Origin of the sequence: Citrobacter sp. Cf116, assembly GCF_030336505.1 — a bacterium.
In the GTDB taxonomy this organism is placed as follows: Bacteria; Pseudomonadota; Gammaproteobacteria; order Enterobacterales; family Enterobacteriaceae; genus Citrobacter; species Citrobacter freundii.
In genome coordinates, this window is the sequence record NZ_JAOWEQ010000040.1 from 795,583 (window position 1) to 815,955 (window position 20,373).

Genomic DNA, 20,373 nt, shown 5'->3' on the forward strand with positions numbered 1-20,373 from the left:
GCTCTCCTGTTGAACTTACGCCTTGCTGCACGCTGGTTTAAATAATGAAGAGATCCATATACTCATTGACCGGCATCTGCTCCAGGCGAGTTCTGTCCAGGGAGACATCCAGGATGCGCTGCTGCTGACGGGTCGGGAACTGACGCGCCAGGTTGATTTTGAACTTCTCGACCAGCTTCGGCATGCCGTCAGCACGACGACGCGCATGGCCGATTGGGTATTCCACTACCACTTCTTCAAAGCGTGAGCCGTCGGTGAATTCCAGAGTGATGGCGTTGGCGATGGCGCGTTTCTCAGGGTCGTGGTAATCGGCGGTAAAGGCCGGATCTTCGAAGCAGTTGATCTTCTCGCGCAGCGCATCAATGCGTTTGTCCTGCGCCACACCGTCTTCGTAATCTGCCGCCGTTAACCGCCCGAACAGCAGCGGAATGGCCACCATATACTGGATACAGTGATCCCTGTCCGCCGGGTTATTCAGCGGGCCTTTTTTATCGATGATGCGGATACAGGCTTCGTGCGTACGAATGGTCACTTTTTCGATATCGGCAGCGGTCTTACCTGCGGCCTGTAACCGCTCGTACAGAGTCATGGCCGCTTCTACCGCGGTCTGCGAGTGGAACTCGGCAGGGAAGGAGATTTTAAACAGCACGTTTTCCATCACATAAGAGCCGTACGGGCGCTGGAAGCGGAACGATTCGCCTTTGAAAGAGACGTCGTAAAAGCCCCAGGTTTTCGCCGTCAGCGCAGACGGATACCCCATCTCACCGGTTTTAGCCATCAATGCCAGACGTACCGCGCGCGAGGTCGCATCGCCTGCGGCCCAGGATTTACGCGTGCCGGTATTTGGTGCATGGCGATAAGTACGCAGCGACTGGCCGTCGACCCACGCCAGCGACACGGCGTTGAGAATTTCATCCCGGTTCAGGCCAAGCATCTCAGCGACCACCGCCGTGGAGGCCACTTTTACCAGCAAGACGTGATCGAGACCAACACGGTTAAACGAGTTTTCCAGCGCGATACAGCCCTGAATCTCATGAGCTTTGATCATCCCGGTCAGCACCGTTTTCATGGTCAACGGCGCTTTCCCCACCGCCACCGCATTACGCGACAGCCAGTCAGCCGTGGCCAGAATACCGCCGAGGTTATCAGAAGGATGACCCCACTCAGCGGCAAGCCAGGTATCGTTGAAGTCCAGCCAGCGGATCATCGCACCGATGTTAAACGCCGCCTGCACCGGGTCGAGCTGGAACTGGGTGCCAGGTACGCGCACGCCGTTCGGTACCACTGTACCTGGGACGACCGGCCCCAGCAGTTTTTTACAGGCCGGATATTCCAGCGCTTCGAGGCCGCAGCCTAAGGTATCAAGCAGGCAATAATGCGCAGTGTCATACGCCACCTTCGAGGTGATCTCGTAGTTCATGACGTAATCAACGATATCAACGATTTCACGGTCAAATTCGGGGCGGACGTTCGAAATATGTGCGGACATAGGGTACATTTCCTGTTTTTATCTTTAGAGGTTTTTGAATTAGCAACGTTTTTCAATCGGGACAAATTCGCGATCTTCCGGGCCGGTATAGTTGGCGGAAGGACGGATAATTTTGTTGTCCTGACGCTGTTCGATAATGTGCGCCGCCCAGCCGGTGACGCGGGCGATGACAAACAGCGGGGTGAACATTTCGGTGGGAACGCCCATCATGTTGTAAGAGACCGCCGAGAACCAGTCGAGGTTGGGGAACATCTTTTTTGTTTCCCACATTACGTCTTCCAGACGGTCAGCGATGTTGTACATTTTCAGCGAACCACCTTCCTGAGAAAGCTGTTTCGCCACGCGCTTGATCACCTGATGGCGCGGATCAGCGATGGTGTAAACCGGATGACCAAAGCCAATCACCACTTCTTTGTTTTCCACGCGTTTACGGATATCCGCTTCGGCTTCGTCCGGCGTTTCGTAGCGCTGTTGGATCTCCAGCGACACTTCATTCGCTCCGCCGTGTTTCGGTCCACGCAGTGCGCCAATCGCGCCGATAATCGCGGAATACATATCGGAACCGGTCCCGGCAATCACGCGGCCGGTAAAGGTGGAGGCGTTAAATTCGTGCTCGGCGTACAGCACCAGCGAAATATGCATCGCTTTTTCCCAGCTTCGCGAAGGCTTTTCGCCATGCAGCAGGTGCAGGAAGTGACCGCCAATGGAATCATCGTCAGTTTCCGGCTGAATACGCTCGCCGTTATGGCTGTAGTGATACCAGTACAAAAGGATTGAACTGAGCGATGCCAGTAGCTTGTCGGCAATATCGCGCGCGCCAGAGACGGTATGACCTTCTTTTTCCGGCAGCGTACAGCCCAGCGCGGAGACGCCGGTGCGCATCACATCCATCGGATGCGAGGCAGCAGGCAAAGCTTCCAGCACGGTGCGTACGTTAGCGGGCAGTCCGCGCAGCGCTTTGAGTTTGCTTTTATAGGCGGTGAGTTCATCGCGGGTGGGTAATTTCCCGTGGATCAGCAGATGCGCGACTTCTTCAAATTCGCACTGCTGCGCCAGGTCGAGAATATCGTAGCCGCGATAGTGCAGGTCGTTACCGCTTTTGCCTACGGTACACAGCGCGGTATTTCCGGCGGCAACGCCTGACAGCGCAACCGATTTTTTAGGTTTAATGACATGGGTACTATTTTGCAGGATCGTTGTGTCGCTCATGTTGTCCTCGTCATTTTTATAATATGTAGGGTACAAATTTATTGCCGGATGGCGGCTGTGCCTTATCCGGCCTACGACGGTTACTTTTTGCTATACAGCGCGTCGAGTTTCTCTTCGAACTGGTAATAATTGATGCTTTCGTACAGTTCGTTGCGCGTCTGCATAATGTCGATCACGCTCTTTTGCGTTCCTTCCTGACGCAGCACGTTGTAAACCTTTTCCGCAGCGCGGTTCATAGCGCGGAAAGCCGACAGCGGATACAGCGCCATCGCGACGTTTGCGCTTCGCAGTTCATCGGTGGTGAACAGCGGCGTAGCGCCAAATTCGGTAATGTTGGCGAGGATCGGCACCTGCACCGCGTCGGCAAACTGGCGGTACATCGCAAGCTCGGTGATGGCTTCTGGAAACAGCATGTCCGCGCCTGCTTCGACGTACGCCTGGGCACGATCGATGGCTGCCTCTAACCCTTCCACCGCCAGCGCATCGGTCCGCGCCATGATGACAAAGTTGGGATCGGTACGTGCATCCACCGCGGCGCGGATCCTGTCGACCATCTCTTCTTTAGAGACGATCGCTTTGTTCGGGCGATGGCCGCAGCGCTTAGCGCCGATCTGATCTTCAATATGCAGCGCTGCAGCACCCGCTTTGGAAATCGACTTCACGGTACGCGCCACGTTGAACGCTGACGATCCAAACCCGATATCCGCATCCACCAGCAAGGGCAGCGGGCAAACATCAGTAATGCGACGAATATCGGTCAGCACATCATCAAGGGTAGAAATACCAAGATCCGGCAGACCCAGAGACCCTGCCGCGACGCCGCCGCCGGAGAGATAAATCGCCTGATACCCGGCACGTTGGGCCAGCAGAGCGTGATTGGCGTTGATGGTGCCCACGATTTGTAATGGATTTTCTTTGCTGAGCGCGGCGCGAAATGCCAGCCCTGGGGAGTGTAGAGACATATCCCGTCCTCTTGTTATCAACTTGTTAGCATTCGTTGATTTACTTAAAGCAAGGGGTATGCCAAAGACCTTAATTTTTAATCAATTTATATATTTCCCTTAAAAAACAATACATTAATATAAGTTACTGTATCTTTATTGCACAAAAGCGTGTCAGCTATCGTTTCATGAAACGTTCCTTCATGTTTCATTGCAACATTTATGAAACACAACTAAACCCTAATACTCGGTTCCTTACTTTTTGGGTTAGTTATGGCTGATACGCATCTTCCACCGCGGGTGAACGACGACAAACCGGTTATCTGGACGGTTTCTGTCACGCGCCTGTTCGAACTGTTTCGCGACATCAGCCTGGAGTTCGACCACCTGGCGACCATCACCCCCATTCAGCTTGGTTTCGAAAAAGCGGTGGCGTATATCCGCAAAAAACTGGCTACCGAGCGTTGTGATGCCATTATTGCGGCGGGCTCCAACGGGGCGTATCTGAAAAGCCGTTTATCGATCCCGGTGATCCTGATTAAACCCAGCGGATTTGACGTGCTACAGGCGCTGGCAAAAGCAGGAAAGCTCACCTCGTCGATTGGCGTCATTACCTATCAGGAAACCATTCCTGCGCTTCTCGCCTTTCAAAAAACCTTTAATTTGCAGCTTGAACAGCGCAGCTATATCACCGAGGAAGATGCCCGCGGGCAAATCAACGAGCTGAAGGCTGGCGGCACGCAGGCGGTAGTTGGTGCGGGATTGATTACCGATCTGGCAGAAGAAGCAGGTATGACCGGCATCTTTATCTATTCGGCGGCCACCGTGCGCCAGGCCTTTGTCGATGCGCTTGATATGACCCGCCTGACGCTGCGTAGAAACGGTCAGTATGCTTCTGGCGATACGTTGCGCACCCGCTACGCGCTCGGTGATATGCGCGGTCACTCTGCGCAGATGGAACAGGTGCGACACACCATTATGCTCTACGCCCGCTCGCGTGCGCCGGTGCTAATTCAGGGTGAAACCGGTACGGGCAAAGAGTTGGCGGCACAGGCCATTCACCGTGAGTTTTTCACTCGTCAGGAGAATCGGCGCGGTAAACCCTCGCCGCCGTTTGTTGCCGTCAACTGCGGAGCAATCACCGAATCATTGCTGGAAGCGGAGCTGTTCGGCTATGAAGATGGCGCCTTTACCGGCTCTCGTCGGGGAGGACGCGCGGGCCTGTTTGAAATTGCTCATGGCGGAACCCTTTTTCTTGATGAGATAGGCGAGATGCCGCTGCCGTTACAAACCCGGCTGCTGCGCGTACTGGAAGAAAAAGAGGTCACCCGAGTCGGTGGGCATCAGCCTATTCCGGTCGATGTCCGGGTGATTAGCGCCACACACTGTAATCTGGAGCAGGAGATGAAACAGGGGGAGTTTCGTACCGATCTGTTTTATCGCCTGAGCATTTTACGCCTCAAGCTGCCGCCGCTACGCGAGCGGTTGCCCGATATCCTGCCGCTGGCGGAAGGTTTTTTAAAACAGTCGCTGGCAGAACTGGATGTGCCGTTTTCTGAGCCAGTACGCAAGGGGCTGGGTTTAAGTCAGCCGACGTTACTGAATTATGGCTGGCCGGGGAATATCCGCGAACTGCGTAATATGATGGAGCGCCTGGCGCTATTTTTAAGCGTCGAGCCGCAGCCGGAGCTGAATGTGGATTTTTTACAACAGCTATTACCAGAACTGGCCATTGTTGCAAACTCACCACAATCATCGTCATTGCTGACGCCGCAGCAGGTGTTGGCACAATTCAATGGTGATAAAACCGCGGCGGCACGCTATCTCGGAATTAGCAGAACCACGTTCTGGCGCAGATTAAAAGAAAACCCGCCGGTACAATGACCGACGGGAATCGTGATTTTTACAGCAGCGTATTATTTTTTCTTGTAGATATTGGCTGTGCCATGGATTTTATTATCCGTTTGACCGGAAGTTAATACCACAACATCGGCACCTTTCTCTTCGGCTTTTTTCAGCAGTTCTTCTTTGGCATCTGCGACAGAAACTTCATTACTCGTTGAGATATCACCGATTTTTGTGTACTGCGACTCAACCTTTTCAAACTCAAGCTTTGTCATAAACTCCGCGGCATATGCGTTGGTCACGACAAAAGCTAACGCACCAATAAGTACTTTAATTCCAGTTTTCATATAAAAACTCCAGATTTTGTTATATATGCCATCATCGTATTCTCGGAACGGATAACTTGTTCAGATTGATTAAATAATTAGTTGATGTTCAGAAAAAAATCCAGTCGACCAGACTCAACAATTAAATTATTCAGGTCATACTTGACTTGGCAAAGCTATGTAAGCTGGTTCAGGTTTAAGGCGAACAGCAGGGTCCCCTAACACAATATAATTACGACAGTCATCGCGTTGCGTTCTCAGTGACAAGATCTGAGCATCACTGATTGCCATGCCACTATCAATTTTCAGTAGTGCCGTCACAAGCTCACTACTCCATACTCCCCACTGACTGTTAAACCGATCTACTGCCTGCCCCACCCGCTGTCCGGCTAATAATTGAGAGATAACATCCTTAAATCCCTGCGTCTGCGCAACACCTTCTGGAGTCTGAAAACTAGAAGACCACGCGCGATCAATATGACCCAACGTGGCTAAAACACCACCCTGAGGGAGACTCATTAACTTTTGCGGGAGGCGAGCACTCATCGCCTCTGGAGCAATAGCCCGGGAGGGGGATTCAAAATTAAAATCATCAAACTGTGGTGTACCAGCGCTATAACAAGCAAAGAAAAAATGTATTGCTCCATGTAAAACGGCCTGTTCAGGTACATCATCTGCTGAAAACCAATGCCGCTCATCAATTTCACCTAATCCCGGCCAATCCTGACAAACTATTGCCCCCTGACAGTGCAGTTGCCGCGGATCATCAGCATTAAAAGCCATTCCATGTGAGCCTGTGAAAATCAGCGAAGGTGCACCGAAAGCATTGCACATGGATTGCTTAAGTTTATCTTTCGTAGCATTGGCCCCCATCAGAGCATTGATCTGATATCCATATTTTTCCCCCAGAGGAGGATATTTTTCCGTTCCTGAAGCAAATGGAGAAGCAACCTTGTTAGTAAACAATTGAGTTGCCCGGTCAAAATTATGACACGTTGCAAATAAATCAATACTTCGCCGCGTATAGCGGCTGGCATCACGTTCCCAGTTAACCACGCTTGAAGCATAGGATTGATACTCAGTAATACTCTGAAAATCAATTCTGCCGACAGCAGCCACAATATCCAGCGAATATTGAAAACTAAATGGCACCTGCGTGGGAGGCCCGACTATCGTAAGGTAATAAGGTACCCCCTGTGCAGGGTCAATCATCATTAACGCTGCACCATGTCTATTCAACCAGGCGCTGGCACTTTCGCCTTTACGGTAACCGTTTGAACCAGAAAAGAGTCGAAACCGATCGCTGGCCTCAATACGGCGTTGCATAATAAGTGGCTCCAGAGCATCTAACCACGGTTGAGGATCAACATCAGCAGCAAAGATAATCCCCCAACCCGCTTCGCTCAGATCCTGATGATTGACATCATAAGGTACCCCCCAAACATTCATGCCTGGTAAAATTTCAGTACCGATAGCCTGCCTAAGTGTTTTTTCCTGGGTCAACATTTGGGAGATAAACTCTGTGCCAGGTTTCAATTCCAGGGTTTTTCCGGTTGTCGCATGAACGCCAAACGTTAGCGGTAGCTCTTCGTTTTCACTCATTATTAGCCTCCGGAAAAGCAGTTTGCCAAATCAGATGGGCAACCTCAGGTCCGCCAATATCACTGTGAGCTCCTGAAATTCCATCGATTTTGCAGATGTATTTTCCACCATCAATATTGTAGATAGCGGAAGAGTTTTCCCATACGTATCTTGTTGTTATTTCCAGCATCGGACTCGGTTTATCGTTAGTAACGCCCTGAATCCCCCAAGTACCAATCCCTGCATAGCGAGGCATTTCTCTTGGTTGATCAAATGCAATTTGATTCGCAACCCCCGCCGCCCAGGGATATAGACGCCCTACCGCGTAGTCAAAAGCAGAAAACGTGCAGACTAATGGGCCAGACACCTTTTTGTCCGCAATGATGGAATAAAAGTAACCTGGTGTATTTGGGGTATACTCGTTGGTAGGTGCAAAAGCCCAAATCGACATAGCTCCCTGCACCAACGCACAAGATTGTATGCTACGGATCAGCGGGGCATTACCTTCCGGCCCAGCAATTCCAGCACTAGCGACGATACAGCCAAAGCTATGCCCCATCAGATGAATACGTAGCTCAGGAGCTGAACGTTGAAGGGCAACAATGAACGGATACAATCCATTTTCACCAACCACCTTCGCTCGTTTTTTCATCGCCCAGAATGTCAGTTGCCTTAGCGGCAGCAGAATAGCATCTCCTAAACCACCGATTGCAAAGTTATCAAACCCAGGCACCGATTCGACTATTGCTCGTGGATCAAAAGCATGGCGATCCGCAGCACCATCTCCGTCGCAACCATTTTCTCCCAAGGTTAACGCCTCATTAAGAGCAAGATACGCACGGCAAACATCATCTGGTAAGGTATCCATCCACATATTGATACTAATGGCGTCAAACAGGTTTTCAATTGCCTGACGAATACCCGGCTCATTTCCCAGTATTAGCGTATATTGCTCGACCCACATCGCTCTGGACAGCCGTTCTGCACCACCAAAAGGGACTGCTTTTAGCGATTCATTAGCCCATGCCAGACTGGGCCAATGGAACCCAATATGCAGTGATCGAAAGTGTGGAACTGAGGCTTCTACTCGTAGTCGATCATATGTGCAATTCTTGAATGCCCCAATCCACGAGTCAAATTGGCTACTTGCCCGCTCAGGATCTTGCTGCCAACCATGTACCCACAGAAAAAGATCTGTGATCGCCTCATGCTTAACGACATTGATAACTTGTGAAGAAACATATTCTCCTTTGTTGTTCACATCAGATAGGGTTTCCTTACCCTGTTTATCCACCGAAAGCAGAAAATAACCTGTTTGCGAATCATCAATATTTTGCCAGGGCATGGTAGTTCTCCTGCTGAAACTTAGTCATCTTTTCACCATGTTCTTCACAGGGCGATACCGTTTTTTTAAGTTCCGGAAAATAGATGCTATTTTGAGCATCTGAAAACCTTCTTTCTGGTACAAAATCGCATGCACGTTGAATCCAGGTGTCTATTCGAAGGTCCCATAATGCAATACCTTCTTGCGAACCCGATGCCATCCAGCGACCATCAGATGAAATGGCAAGAGCGGTAATCGCTGAATGATGAAATTGCTGTTTGATTTCAATAGGGAGCATAGTATTGGATGAATAAAGCCAGAGCCGCCCTTTACGATCCCCCATCGCAACAGTTTTATTCTGCAAGACTGCCAGCGTATTGGAGATGGAAGTGGAGTCGTCCTTGATTAATTCGCGACGCTGTGTTCCATCTTTAATTGCTATAGGGTAAATCTGCCCAAGATAATTCCCCTGATAAAATTGTTCTCCAGAAGGGCTAAAAGCAAAGTTAAGCGTATATTTTGGTAAAGGGAAAGAAGAGGCAGAATTCTGCAATGAAGTATTCGCCACATATATTGGACATCCTTGATCATCAGTTGCTGTTTCTTGCCAAAACGTTATTTTATCATTCAAGGTATCTATAGAGAGAAAATCCTTGCTATGTGGACGAAATCCAGAAAATTGTTCTTTAGCACGAAATCCAATAGGAATAGAATGCAAACACTCCACCGCACTCATCGTATCAGTAGATAAAATCCATAAGCGCGGTGGTTTATTCCTGACTTGACGATCGATCATTAAAAGAGATGCTGTATCATTCACTTTCATCCAGAGAACTTTTTCATCAGGCGAAAAGTAAACCCCTTTAACAACCTGAGGTGTACTGCTGTCATGTCGCAAAGCCATTAATGTTTCACCACGACGGATTAAAATAATGCCTGCCCGATCGGCACTAGCAAAATGTTCAACATCAGTTAGCTCTGCTCGCACCTGAGGTTTAGAGCCATTTGCCTGTGCGTACTCAGGCTGGATGGATTCCAGTCGTCCATTCGTAATCCAGTTAAGCTGAGTACCGTTTCTCGTCTCCTCAAATCCAACTAAGCGGCCACTATTTGGATAAAATATCCCGAAAGGATGATGCTCATCTGCAAGTGTAACTTTTAACACACTACCTTTCTCTGTGGTAATAAAGGCTTCCCGCTTATCAGCACGAATGGCAATACTGGTAATCTGGTGCGGCAATCCCAGTAGTGTTTCCGCCTGAGGTAATAATGTAGATTTATCTGCTAATGACAACCCTGACCAGCGCTTCAATTGGCCATCCCATCCCGCAGAGAGAAGCGAGCCATCTTGCAGAAACTTAATTTGCGAGACTACATCCTCATGCGCATTTTTTATAGTAAAAATATATTTTGGTTGCGATAATGTAGTAATATCCCACAGATGAATATTTCCTGCACGATTCCCAGCAGCGATAAATCTACCATCAGGACTAACTGCAACAGAATAAATTATCTCTCCCCAAGATGTCATACTTATTGCTTGGCGCTGAGGAGGCGGTAATATCTGGACGTTAACTCCTCCACTGCTTATATTAAGAATTTTAATACTCTGCGAGGAATGCCCAGCATCCAAAAATGCCGACCGGCCAGGAATAAAGGTTAATGCGTTAATTATCGATTTCGCTTCAGGTTTATTGTCTTTACGATCAATGGATACCGACAACAAATTATTAAGCGTATCAAAACGCCATGCGGAAATGGTAGTGTCTGCATAACTGACAATAAGAAAATCATTGGCGAAGGACATCCCACGAATCGTTTCATTAATGGATTGCTGCCCTGGCCCGGCCAAGATCAATGCAATACACTCTCTGCGACGAATATCACATAGCGCAACCTTCCCTTGCGAATCGCCAATTGCCAGATAATATTTCCGTACCAAAGTGATAACTCGCGCATCGCTCACAGGAAATTTTGAAAATGCTAACGAATCAATATCCCACAATAGATTGTCAGTTTTATCAAAAACCTGAATATTTTTCCTTGCTTCGCCAACTTGGGCGATAACACGGTAATCTTCATTTATAGCTACCACTTTACTTTTATCATTATCTGGAGATTCGACAGATAAAATATAGCGATTCTCAAATAATATGTTAGCTAAAAGTCCACGATACTCAGTGCGTACTCCGCCATTTGATGCTTCCTGGAATTGAGCCCCTGTAGCCGCAGCCAGAGCCCGGAGTTCAAGACTGGTTCGCCCACCTAATATGTTTAGCAAGCCCGTTTGCAACGTATCGTTTTCTCTTTGCAAAACGATTTTTTGTTGTTTATTAAGAAGATCCCGTTGAGCTATCAATCTATCTTCTGCTGCTGATAACTGACTATTATGTTTATCAATTGCAAACCACATCGTAAATCCCAGCACCATGAATAAAGCGGCTATTTTTGACCACCAGGAATATGAGTAATCCTGATAAGCATCAATAAATGCACTCTCTATTTCCGATGGTTTTTCTGTATTATCAGAATCTAATAATAAAATTCTCGCTCGTCTCGGAAATAATCGCACCCGCCCAGGTAAAGATGCAAAAAAATCCTTACGCCGGCCCTTTATATGCCATTGAGATGCAAGACGTTGCCACTCAGCAAGATGCTCATTTTGCCATTTTTCAATACTGTTTTTGATCGGCAAACTAAGGCTATCATGGGATAATTCATACCAGTCGCCATCTTCTCTAATTTGCCGTCGAATTAAGTGGTGAGATATTAAACGTTCCAACTCATCAGGTTGCGGGGCATTTATATCACTGGATTCAATCATTGCAGGCGTACGTAGACCTCCTGGTGTTAACAGTTTATTTTCGATCCACTCACGCAAACATCTACCGCGAGTTAGATTACTAGCGGCATATTCCAAAACCTCTTCACAATAGTTTTGTAAGATAGCATCCAATTGAATCTGGCGTACGTCAGCGATTCGTATTTCCTGAACCGACTGCCCTCCAACGCTTAGGTCATTCCAGATCTCAGTGCACACAACCTGAAGTAATACTGGCTCAATTGTTCCCTGGTAAACCGCTATCTCTCCGGCCATACGTTTACGAAACTTACTAAGCTCCTCGACAATATATTCTGCGGCATCTCTTCCATCATCTCTAGGCAACATAATGTTGCTCATCTTAGCTGGTTCTCGTATTGCATCAATAGCCTGTTCAATGGATAAAAGTGATAATCGAACTCTACATTCAAGTCCTGTCGGAATTAAATCACGATAATCATCCAGCCAGGGAAAATACTCTTCACGCATACTAAAAACAATCCACACACTTTTACTATAGCGACTTAAAACATTACCTAAATCGGTAAAAAATACCTCACGTTCTTTTGCTGATATCTCAGATAAAAATATCTCTTCAAATTGGTCAATGACCATTAAGACGCGCTTAAAGACATTACCTTCACTGTACAGCAACCGTTCAAAATAGGTTTCAAGCGTGTCACCATCACTACATTTACCATATCCGCTAGCACTAAGTTGTTCCAGAATTCCCTTTACCGGAGAATTATGAGCGCCACCGGAAATCCGCAAAATGGGGAGGAGATGAAAGCGTTCCTTAAAACGCTGAAGCAATCCATTCTTGGCTTGTAAAAGTGAGGTCTTACCCGCACCTGAGGGTGAATACAAAATAATGATACGATCTGCAATCAGCCGATTATGTAACTCCTCGATTTCATTATCACGGCCAAACAGTATTTGTTCTGGTCCGAAAGGTCCTGGCCCCACGAACGGTGATATCATGATGGCCTCCTGTAATTTTTATTTAATTCATGGATAAATGTTTCAGTATCCCCCCAATACAATCGTAATGATGCTTTTGTCTGAAGATATTTTTCAATATATCGTCGAGCACTTGCGGCATCTAATAGACTATTAGGATCAAGCTGAACTGAGAAGTGCTGGTAATCGTCACGTAAATCTTTACCTTCCTGTTGTAACAGGCTACGAAACAGGACGCGGAATTCCCATGAATCAACCTGCAAACCAATAAACAACAAGGCGCTATCGTTTAATCTACTGCGAATAATTGAAGGTAAACTAACATTACTGGTCGATGCTTTTGCAAGATGATCGAAATAATGATCCTCCGTCATTACCAACGTTCCGGGAACATCTAAAGTACCGAATAGTTTCAACACGATAGGTGCATCAACTGTAGCTTTATTTGCAGCAACCCGACCGTCTCTTTTTTCATTATTTTTATCCCATACTTCAGCAGCATGATTCCAGCGAAATAACCTCACTTTAGGCGCTTTACCCTCCTCCCTCAGCGCATCTATCAGCAAATCGCTGGGATCTGTCGTGATATAAACGGGAAGTGGATAACCGGCCAGCACACGATGTGGATCGTCCGGATTACGTTGTCGAAAGCGCTTACCAACAAGCGAGATAATACTGTTCAGTTTTTCCAATATCTGAGCATCACTCAACTGCCTCAGTTGGTCAGGAAGTTCAGATGCATGTTGTTTGAGAATAAAACGGTAGACAGACTTATAAAATTCATGCTGAGGAAATTTTCCCTGTCGCGTCACCGCCAGAAACTGTGCAACCTGAGGTAAGTCTTCAAGATCGTGGTCGTCTAGCGGGTAGCCATATGTTTCTCCCCAGCTACGTGCAAGCTCTCTACGAGAGCCAAATAATGCTTCATTCAGCGTTGACCCAAGAATCGGTGTACATTTCTCATCCCTTAAATTATCAATAATAGGATCCCATGCCTGTTGGTTTTTATCATCACCGCCAAACCCGGGTGGATACCATATTCTCGCATTGTCTAGTCGGGTAAATACCACTGGCATCCACCAGTCAGGTTCATTAATAATTTCAGCGCGAGCAAACGCCACAGCCCGATCAACCTCACCGTGTTTCTTGAGCTGAGAAAAGAATGTCGGCATAAATTTTGCCGCTGTGTTTAACAGAAAATTACCTTGCATAGCCAGCACTGCTGGGATTCCTTTACTGGCTAATAAAGGGCCTACTGCCATCAATACATCACTTTCTGCAGAACCGCTACCCGCACTCAGACATGAACAGAGCACAACCAGCGTCGGTGGTTTTTCCAGTCCAGCAATACAGTGTGCAAAAGTTTCTCCTGTAACCCTCGCCGCATTTCCCTGTTCATCCTCAAGCCATAAAATAGCTTCTCCCTGGCTGCGAGAGCCGTGGCACGCCAGATAAAGAATATCAACGGCATGCGTCTCAATCATATTAGCCAGGGCATTCAGAGTCGCGGGTTGATCTGCAGGCAAAGTGTGAACTTTGAGTGGGCTCATCGCATCCCGAGCTACATCTATGATGGCGTTGGCTGCTATAGGAGCAAATTTTTCGTTTAGCCCTGCAGGATTTGCAGCAACAACCAGGGCATTTGTTCCCTGTTGGTTACGTAGCTTCGGTAAACGAAAATCACGACTAAAAAGGTAACGTGAAAAAACACATTCACTTTCCCCTAACAGTGCATGTTCTTCGGTGCCAAATGGCGTATCTGGGTCGGTCAATGTTTCCCATGCGATTCCATGTAATCGTTCCGCTGATGGCTCAATACGAAGACGAATTCTTAACGGTAGTCCTCGCTCTTTAGAAAGTTCCCGTGCTTTAATGAACTCGCTACGTAATTCAACGGGGGAAAACAATGCCTGGCATAGAAGTGGCCCACACTTGCAAGGATCCCTGAACCTTGGATCCGTTGGTTCCAAAGCAATGGAAACAATTGGTGTGATGCTATCACCTTCTTTTAGGCGCCTTCTTGCATGAGCAAGAAAACTCCCATTGAAGGCCTGCTGAATAACTAATTCTAGTTCTGAGTAATCAGCCATTATCCACCTTTAACAATGCTTTATAAGTGTCAGTACGGATGTAATAAATTGTATCCGTATTAATTTGGACTGATGTTTATTTTAATTATGATGCTGCTGAGTGTTCTCTCAATCAAATAACAAACTTACTAGTAACAACATAAAATCATACTAAAGCATTAAGACATAGATAATTTAACAATCTTTATTTGGCAATAAGAAACATTGCCCTTACTAATTATTTAGCTGTTGCATGATTTTTTGTCTACTCTTTTGAAAAATATTTTGTAAAAACAAGTAGTCGTTTGAATCTACAGCATTTATTATTTCAGACTATTGGAATAGGTAATTTATTTTTAATAACAGCATAAAAAAATTCAACACTTATTCTTTGTGAGCAATATCTCATCTTTATAAAATAAGTATAAATATTATAATGTTAAACAATAGAACCCAGGATACGTTGTCTATGGAACCTTTGCACGCCGTTGCACTCACCGTCAGCCTGTTTGTTTTAACCTTTTTTAACCCCGGCGCAAATCTGTTCGTAGTGGTACAAACTAGCCTGGCATCCGGACGACGCGCAGGTGTGATGACCGGTCTGGGGGTCGCCTTAGGTGATGCGTTTTACTCCGGCCTTGGGCTTTTTGGTATGGCAACGCTAATCACCCAGTGTGAAGAGATATTTTCATTGATTAAGATTGTCGGCGGCGCCTATCTGCTGTGGTTTGCCTGGAACAGCATCCGCCATCAGGCCACGCCGCAAATGCCCACGCTACAGCAGCCGATTTCCGCCCCCTGGTATGTATTTTTCCGCCGAGGATTACTAACGGATTTATCGAACCCGCAAACCGTACTGTTTTTTATTAGTATCTTCTCGGTCACCTTAAGCGCAGACACACCTACGTGGGCCAGACTGATGGCCTGGGCAGGTATTGTGTTGTCTTCCGTTATCTGGCGTATTTTTCTCAGCCAGGCATTTTCTTTGCCTGCTGTGCGACGGGCGTATGGTCGCATCCAATGCGTTGCCAGCCGAGTCATTGGCGCAATAATAGGTGTCTTCGCGCTCAGGCTTATTTATGAGGGTATTAGCCATCGATAAGAGAGTTTAACTTGACCATCGTGAGGTAATTGTCCGTAATACTGCCTGAATTTTTAATCGCATGTTGAGTGACAGCGAGATGGAACAGATTGAACCGGTAAACGACACATTACTCCTTACAGAATGGCAGGCGCTGATACGACAAACATCGCCTGACGTTCACACGCTCCTCACATCGTTAAGCGATGAAGAGATCCGCCATTTAGTGACCGTTTTTTATGACTATATGCTCTCCCATGCCCAGAGTGCATTGTTCCTCAATACAGAACAGGTCAGTACCCGCCTCAGCGGCAGTATGTTTGACTGGTTACGCAGCGTGCTCGGCAGCGCGCACGAAGATCTCTCACAGCTGCTGGCCAAACAACGCAAAATTGGCGTAGTGCATGCCCGTATCGGTCTGCCCATCGATCTGGTGAACCGCGGCGCGCGTAAGCTCAAAGATGAGCTGTATCGGGTATTGAAAACCAAAGCTGACGACTCGTCTTCCCTGCTGAGCAATGCTATCTGTTTCAGCAGTCTGGCAATGGATACTGCGCTGGAGGCCATGACCGTCTCCTATTCCCCAAGCCACCAAAACTCCCTGCATACACAGGAGCAGTATCGTCTGCAGACTATTTACGATGACGTTAACGTCGAGCGCGAACGGCAAATCCGTTCGTTTACCGACTGGGAAAACCAGTTTATCTATAACATTGCCACCGGAATGCCTTTCGGTGAAATGGTGTTTCTGGCGAACTCTGATTTTGGTATGTGGTTCTCGCATAAGGGAAAACATATTCTTGGCAACAGCAATTTGCTCAAAGAAATGGAATCACTGATTGCAGAGATCGACACCCGTCTGACAACAACCCTGTCGCCTCAGCATCAGCCGACAGAACCCGAGCGGATGAGCTTATTACAGGATGTCCGCCAGCTGTCGGCAAAAATCCATTTCCTGCTCGCTTCAATGTTTGAGGCGCTGGTTAAGCAGGAAAATGGTAAAGATTCGCTGACCCAGTTGCTTAATCGCCGCTTTATTCCGACCATCATGCGACGTGAAATCTCGCTGGCGTTACATGCGCGTAAGCCTTTTAGCCTGGCGATGCTGGATATCGACTACTTCAAGCAAATTAACGATAACTTCGGGCATAATATCGGCGATCTGACGCTCAAAAATGTCGCAGCGGTCATTTATGATCATATCCGTAGCAGCGATTACGTGTTCCGCTACGGTGGTGAAGAATTTATGATTCTGCTCGTCGAGTCAGATGAATCGCAGGCCAGTATTATTCTGGAAACGCTGCGCATGAAAATTGCAGGGATGCGCATGGCAGCCTCTGCGACAGAAACGTTTTCTATTACCGTCAGTATCGGTATTGCCGAATATGATTATCATCCCGACTACAAACAGCTGGTTGATAAAGCCGATCGCGCACTTTATCTGGCAAAAAGTAATGGTCGCGACCGCGTTGAGATTTATCAGGAATAACCATTGCCTTGCAGAGAAATAAATACCCCGTTCAGGGTATTTATCTGGCTTGCGATAAATATCGAGCTGTTATTTTTATTCAAGTATATTTGCATGATGAAAATAACAGCCACGTAATAAGATGTAAATCAAATACACCAAATCTAAATGGCGCTAGCATATCCCGGTGATAACGCCTTCTGAATGCAGAAGGGGAAATATGAGGGATAGTATAAAATCATGAATGGGAAGAAGAGAACGCGCTGGCAGCGCCGTCCTGGCACGATCGGAGGCAAACTGCCGTGGAATGACTGGCGCAATGCCAGCAGCTGGCGAAAAGCCACCCAGTTTCTCCTGCTGACTATTAATATTTATATTGGCGTAACGTTCTATTACTGGGTCCGCTATTTCGAAACCGCCGGCACCAGCGTCTATATTCCAAGGCCTGGTGGTATTGAGGGATGGCTACCGATCGCGGGTTTGATGAATATCCGCTATACGCTGGAAACTGGTTTTCTTCCTCCCATCCATGCCGCCTCCATGCTGCTGTTAGTTGCGTTTATCCTGATTAGTCTGTTGTTAAAAAAAGCCTTCTGTTCGTGGTTATGTCCGGTGGGCACACTGTCCGAACTGCTCGGCAATCTGGGTAAAAAAGTCTTTGGTCGCAACTTCACGCTGCCGCGCTGGCTGGATATCCCGCTGCTCAGTCTGAAGTATCTGTTGCTGAGTTTCTTTTTATATATTGCCCTGTCGATGCCTGCACAGGGGATTCAGTATTTTCTAATGTCGGCCTATGGCATGATTATCGACGTGAAGATGCTCGATTTCTTTCGCCATATTGGCCCCGCTACGCTCATCTTTGTTGTCGTTATCAGCGTCCTGAGCCTGTTTATTCGCAATGCCTGGTGCCGCTATCTGTGCCCTTATGGCGCGCTGCTCGGCCTGTTCTCGCTATTCTCGCCGTTTAAAATCCGCCGTAACGCAGACAGTTGCATCGACTGCGGAAAATGCGCGAAAAACTGCCCGTCGAATATCCCGGTCGACAGACTGATTAAGGTGCGTACCGTGGAATGCACTGGCTGCATGACCTGCGTTGAATCCTGCCCGGTAGCCTCAACGCTGAGCTTTTCACTGCAGACTCCGCCTGGCGCACAAGGCAACGGTGGTAAATCGTTATGGCGTCAGAGGACGATGTCAGGTGTTGCCATGGCGCTACTGGTGCTTGGTATTCTGTTTGCCGCCGTAGGTTATGCGGTGTACGCCAACGTCTGGCAGACGCCGGTGCCGGATCATATGTATTTCCAGTTGATCCCGAAGGCCAGAATGATCGGCCATTAATGGTTTGAACTGTCTGCATTTATGCCGGGTGGCGACAACACCCTACCCGGCCTACACAGCGGATATCACCGGTTTATTTCTTCGCCCCGGATTTACCAATGCCCCGATACAGTTCGTTAATCCGCTTCACGGATTTAATTGATCGCTGCGGCGCAGTGGAAGCGACAGACAGCACAATCATTTCCAGACACACCAGCACCGTACCGTGGAGCGGCATTTTCCCATTCTCGCCGCCGCGCGGCACGTTAATCACCACATCCGCTTCTTTACTAAAACGGGAGTCCAGCGCGTTCGTCAGTAAAATAACCGGGACACCCAACCGCCTGGCCTCGCGAATGGTCGTCAGCCCTTCCCGGTGCGGAGATTTCTGCGCCATCATGATCAGCACATCTCCACGCTGCAATGCGATCAGTTGCTCCGCGAGGTTAATCCCGGTGCGATTAAATGCTACCGCAGGCAGGCCAATACGGCTGAGCAGACGAACGGTATAATCCGCCAATACGCCGGATGCGCCAATACCAAAAATTCCCACCTGACGGGCTTCTACCAGTAATGCCACCGCCTGGGCAATTGCATAGCGGTTTTGCGGTGTAGAAAGCGCTTCACAGGTACGCTGATGCCCCTGCAAGACAAAATCAATACTGGAATTAACATCGCAAGAGAGCGTATTCACCGTGGTGGTCATCTTCTCTTCTGAGGTCACGCCAGGGCCAAACCAGTGTTCAATGGTCTGCTTTAAATCGCGCAACCCGGCAAACCCCAGCGCCTGAATTGCCCTGACCACCGTCGCGTCAGATGTTTGCGTGGCGGCAGCGATTTCTATCGCTGTAAACTCCAGCACCACTTCGCGGTTTTCGTTGATATAACGCGCCACGGCCTGCATACGTGGCGAGAGTAAATGCGCCCGGGCGCGAAAACGGTCACCATAGACATCAATACGGTTTTTGGCTTTTTTCGCCGTCAGCATGGTTATTTAGCCTCCGGTAGCCATCGTCCGGCGATGTGCGTTTGCACCTGCGCCACCATCAGACTGAGCGAGGCATAGGAATTAGATATCGCCTCTTCACGGGAGAGTAAAACGTAATGTCCGCGCTGGCAGGCGGTCAGGAACTCACACCAGCCAGGCATCACCGCATCCATCGCCGCGATTTCATCCTGCGGTTTACCGCCGGTATCGCCACGCCAGGTCGCGAAGACAAAATCGGCATCCAGTTCAGGCAGACGTTCCGCACTGACATCAATGCGCCCACCCGGCGGAATACTGTCGATAATCTTCGGGAAAGCGAAACCAGCATCGCGTAAAACTCGCCCCAGGGAATGATAGGTGTGCAACGCATTGATTTTGCCCTGATTGGCCTGTATTACCGCCACAGAGATGTGCTGCGTATCGACCGTCCGCTTGAGCTGGGCTATTTCTTCACGGTAGCGCCGTTCCAGCAATGCCAGCCGGTTCTGCGTACCGGTAAGCTGCGCCAGCTTGCGGTAGATTTCCGGCGCACCGCCATCAAGATGATCGATGCTGACCGTCGGCGCTATTTTTTCCAGTTGCTCAATCGGCGTGTTACGGCTGGGTTCGGTGATAATTAAATCCGGTTTTGCCGCCACAATGGCTTCAATATCAATGTCTGCCGTACCGATATACGTCATGTTCGAATTATCAAAATCCACGCCGGTCAGCAGCACGCCGGAGCGTAAAAAATGGCTGCCATCCGGGCGCGTTCGGCCATGACTGGCCACCGGAGGCACGCCAAGTTCGATCAGCGGAATAGTGATGTCGAGATCGTGCAATGACACAATACGCTGCGGATGCAGCGGCACGTTCACCACTCGCCCGAGATCGTCAGTAAATGACTGAACAGGCTCCGCCGCCTGGACGGTGCAGCCGACCAGCAGCAGCAATGAAAAGATTAAACGCATATAC

General features: G+C 48.3%; 14 protein-coding genes. 4 read left to right on the top strand and 10 right to left on the bottom strand.

The genetic code is table 11. The features are described 5' to 3' along the window. Positions 1–37: 37 nt before the first annotated feature. From OGV74_RS20475 to prpB, 3 genes are all read right to left on the bottom strand, one after another. Positions 38–1,489, bottom strand: a complete 1,452-nt coding sequence (locus OGV74_RS20475; protein ID WP_048219551.1) for a bifunctional 2-methylcitrate dehydratase/aconitate hydratase — start codon at positions 1,487–1,489, stop codon at positions 38–40. Between the two features lie 39 nt (positions 1,490–1,528). Continuing rightward, positions 1,529–2,698 (bottom strand): bifunctional 2-methylcitrate synthase/citrate synthase, encoded by a 1,170-nt coding sequence (gene prpC / locus OGV74_RS20480; protein ID WP_016149667.1) that lies wholly within the window; start codon positions 2,696–2,698, stop codon positions 1,529–1,531. 80 nt (positions 2,699–2,778) lie between these two features. Next, positions 2,779–3,660, bottom strand: a complete 882-nt coding sequence (prpB, locus tag OGV74_RS20485) for a methylisocitrate lyase (RefSeq protein ID WP_003021316.1) — start codon at positions 3,658–3,660, stop codon at positions 2,779–2,781. Positions 3,661–3,912: 252 nt separating this feature from the next. On the opposite strand from prpB, the gene prpR reads away from it, so the two are divergent. Further along, the gene (gene prpR / locus OGV74_RS20490; protein ID WP_086503746.1) at positions 3,913–5,523 is read left to right on the top strand and encodes a propionate catabolism operon regulatory protein PrpR; all 1,611 of its coding nucleotides are present in this window, start codon (positions 3,913–3,915) and stop codon (positions 5,521–5,523) included. Between the two features lie 32 nt (positions 5,524–5,555). Here prpR and yahO read toward each other — a convergent pair whose 3' ends face one another. The 5 genes from yahO to OGV74_RS20515 all read right to left on the bottom strand — a co-directional run bounded on the left by yahO (position 5,556) and on the right by OGV74_RS20515 (position 14,586). Then, complete coding sequence (gene yahO, locus OGV74_RS20495) at positions 5,556–5,831, bottom strand: DUF1471 family periplasmic protein YahO (RefSeq protein ID WP_003021310.1); 276 nt, start codon at positions 5,829–5,831, stop codon at positions 5,556–5,558. Between the two features lie 135 nt (positions 5,832–5,966). After that, on the bottom strand, positions 5,967–7,412 hold the full coding sequence (locus OGV74_RS20500; protein WP_086503745.1) for a C25 family cysteine peptidase: 1,446 nt from the start codon (positions 7,410–7,412) through the stop codon (positions 5,967–5,969). Next, on the bottom strand, positions 7,405–8,736 hold the full coding sequence (locus tag OGV74_RS20505; RefSeq protein WP_086503744.1) for a hypothetical protein: 1,332 nt from the start codon (positions 8,734–8,736) through the stop codon (positions 7,405–7,407). Before OGV74_RS20505 ends, OGV74_RS20500 begins: the two co-directional genes overlap by 8 nt. Then, positions 8,717–12,517 (bottom strand): nSTAND1 domain-containing NTPase, encoded by a 3,801-nt coding sequence (locus OGV74_RS20510; RefSeq protein WP_086503743.1) that lies wholly within the window; start codon positions 12,515–12,517, stop codon positions 8,717–8,719. Before OGV74_RS20510 ends, OGV74_RS20505 begins: the two co-directional genes overlap by 20 nt. Further along, positions 12,514–14,586 (bottom strand): CHAT domain-containing protein, encoded by a 2,073-nt coding sequence (locus OGV74_RS20515; protein ID WP_199880159.1) that lies wholly within the window; start codon positions 14,584–14,586, stop codon positions 12,514–12,516. Before OGV74_RS20515 ends, OGV74_RS20510 begins: the two co-directional genes overlap by 4 nt. Positions 14,587–15,034: 448 nt before the next feature. Between OGV74_RS20515 and OGV74_RS20520 the strand changes: the two genes are divergently transcribed. From OGV74_RS20520 to OGV74_RS20530, 3 genes are all read left to right on the top strand, one after another. Beyond that, complete coding sequence (locus OGV74_RS20520) at positions 15,035–15,667, top strand: LysE family transporter (RefSeq protein WP_071696909.1); 633 nt, start codon at positions 15,035–15,037, stop codon at positions 15,665–15,667. A 79-nt stretch (positions 15,668–15,746) separates the two neighbouring features. Beyond that, positions 15,747–17,135, top strand: a complete 1,389-nt coding sequence (locus OGV74_RS20525; protein WP_086504937.1) for a diguanylate cyclase — start codon at positions 15,747–15,749, stop codon at positions 17,133–17,135. Positions 17,136–17,354: 219 nt separating this feature from the next. After that, positions 17,355–18,452, top strand: coding sequence for a 4Fe-4S binding protein (locus OGV74_RS20530; protein ID WP_032948632.1), 1,098 nt, complete (start codon positions 17,355–17,357; stop codon positions 18,450–18,452). Between the two features lie 73 nt (positions 18,453–18,525). On the opposite strand, the gene OGV74_RS20535 is transcribed toward OGV74_RS20530, so the two are convergent. Together OGV74_RS20535 and OGV74_RS20540 are read right to left on the bottom strand one after the other, a co-directional pair. Then, positions 18,526–19,419: a MurR/RpiR family transcriptional regulator gene (locus OGV74_RS20535; RefSeq protein WP_003021298.1), complete on the bottom strand. Its 894-nt coding sequence runs from the start codon at positions 19,417–19,419 to the stop codon at positions 18,526–18,528. Between the two features lie 2 nt (positions 19,420–19,421). Beyond that, positions 19,422–20,369: an ABC transporter substrate-binding protein gene (locus tag OGV74_RS20540; protein ID WP_086503741.1), complete on the bottom strand. Its 948-nt coding sequence runs from the start codon at positions 20,367–20,369 to the stop codon at positions 19,422–19,424. Between the last annotated feature and the right edge of the window lie 4 nt (positions 20,370–20,373).

Bases quoted from the DNA above. Each gene is read 5' to 3' on its own strand.
- OGV74_RS20475 (WP_048219551.1), bottom strand. From the start codon at position 1,489: ATGTCCGCACATATTTCGAACGTCCGCCCCGAATTTGACCGTGAAATC.
- prpC (WP_016149667.1), bottom strand. From the start codon at position 2,698: ATGAGCGACACAACGATCCTGCAAAATAGTACCCATGTCATTAAACCT.
- prpB (WP_003021316.1), bottom strand. From the start codon at position 3,660: ATGTCTCTACACTCCCCAGGGCTGGCATTTCGCGCCGCGCTCAGCAAA.
- prpR (WP_086503746.1), top strand. From the start codon at position 3,913: ATGGCTGATACGCATCTTCCACCGCGGGTGAACGACGACAAACCGGTT.
- yahO (WP_003021310.1), bottom strand. From the start codon at position 5,831: ATGAAAACTGGAATTAAAGTACTTATTGGTGCGTTAGCTTTTGTCGTG.
- OGV74_RS20500 (WP_086503745.1), bottom strand. From the start codon at position 7,412: ATGAGTGAAAACGAAGAGCTACCGCTAACGTTTGGCGTTCATGCGACA.
- OGV74_RS20505 (WP_086503744.1), bottom strand. From the start codon at position 8,736: ATGCCCTGGCAAAATATTGATGATTCGCAAACAGGTTATTTTCTGCTT.
- OGV74_RS20510 (WP_086503743.1), bottom strand. From the start codon at position 12,517: ATGATATCACCGTTCGTGGGGCCAGGACCTTTCGGACCAGAACAAATA.
- OGV74_RS20515 (WP_199880159.1), bottom strand. From the start codon at position 14,586: ATGGCTGATTACTCAGAACTAGAATTAGTTATTCAGCAGGCCTTCAAT.
- OGV74_RS20520 (WP_071696909.1), top strand. From the start codon at position 15,035: ATGGAACCTTTGCACGCCGTTGCACTCACCGTCAGCCTGTTTGTTTTA.
- OGV74_RS20525 (WP_086504937.1), top strand. From the start codon at position 15,747: ATGGAACAGATTGAACCGGTAAACGACACATTACTCCTTACAGAATGG.
- OGV74_RS20530 (WP_032948632.1), top strand. From the start codon at position 17,355: ATGAATGGGAAGAAGAGAACGCGCTGGCAGCGCCGTCCTGGCACGATC.
- OGV74_RS20535 (WP_003021298.1), bottom strand. From the start codon at position 19,419: ATGCTGACGGCGAAAAAAGCCAAAAACCGTATTGATGTCTATGGTGAC.
- OGV74_RS20540 (WP_086503741.1), bottom strand. From the start codon at position 20,369: ATGCGTTTAATCTTTTCATTGCTGCTGCTGGTCGGCTGCACCGTCCAG.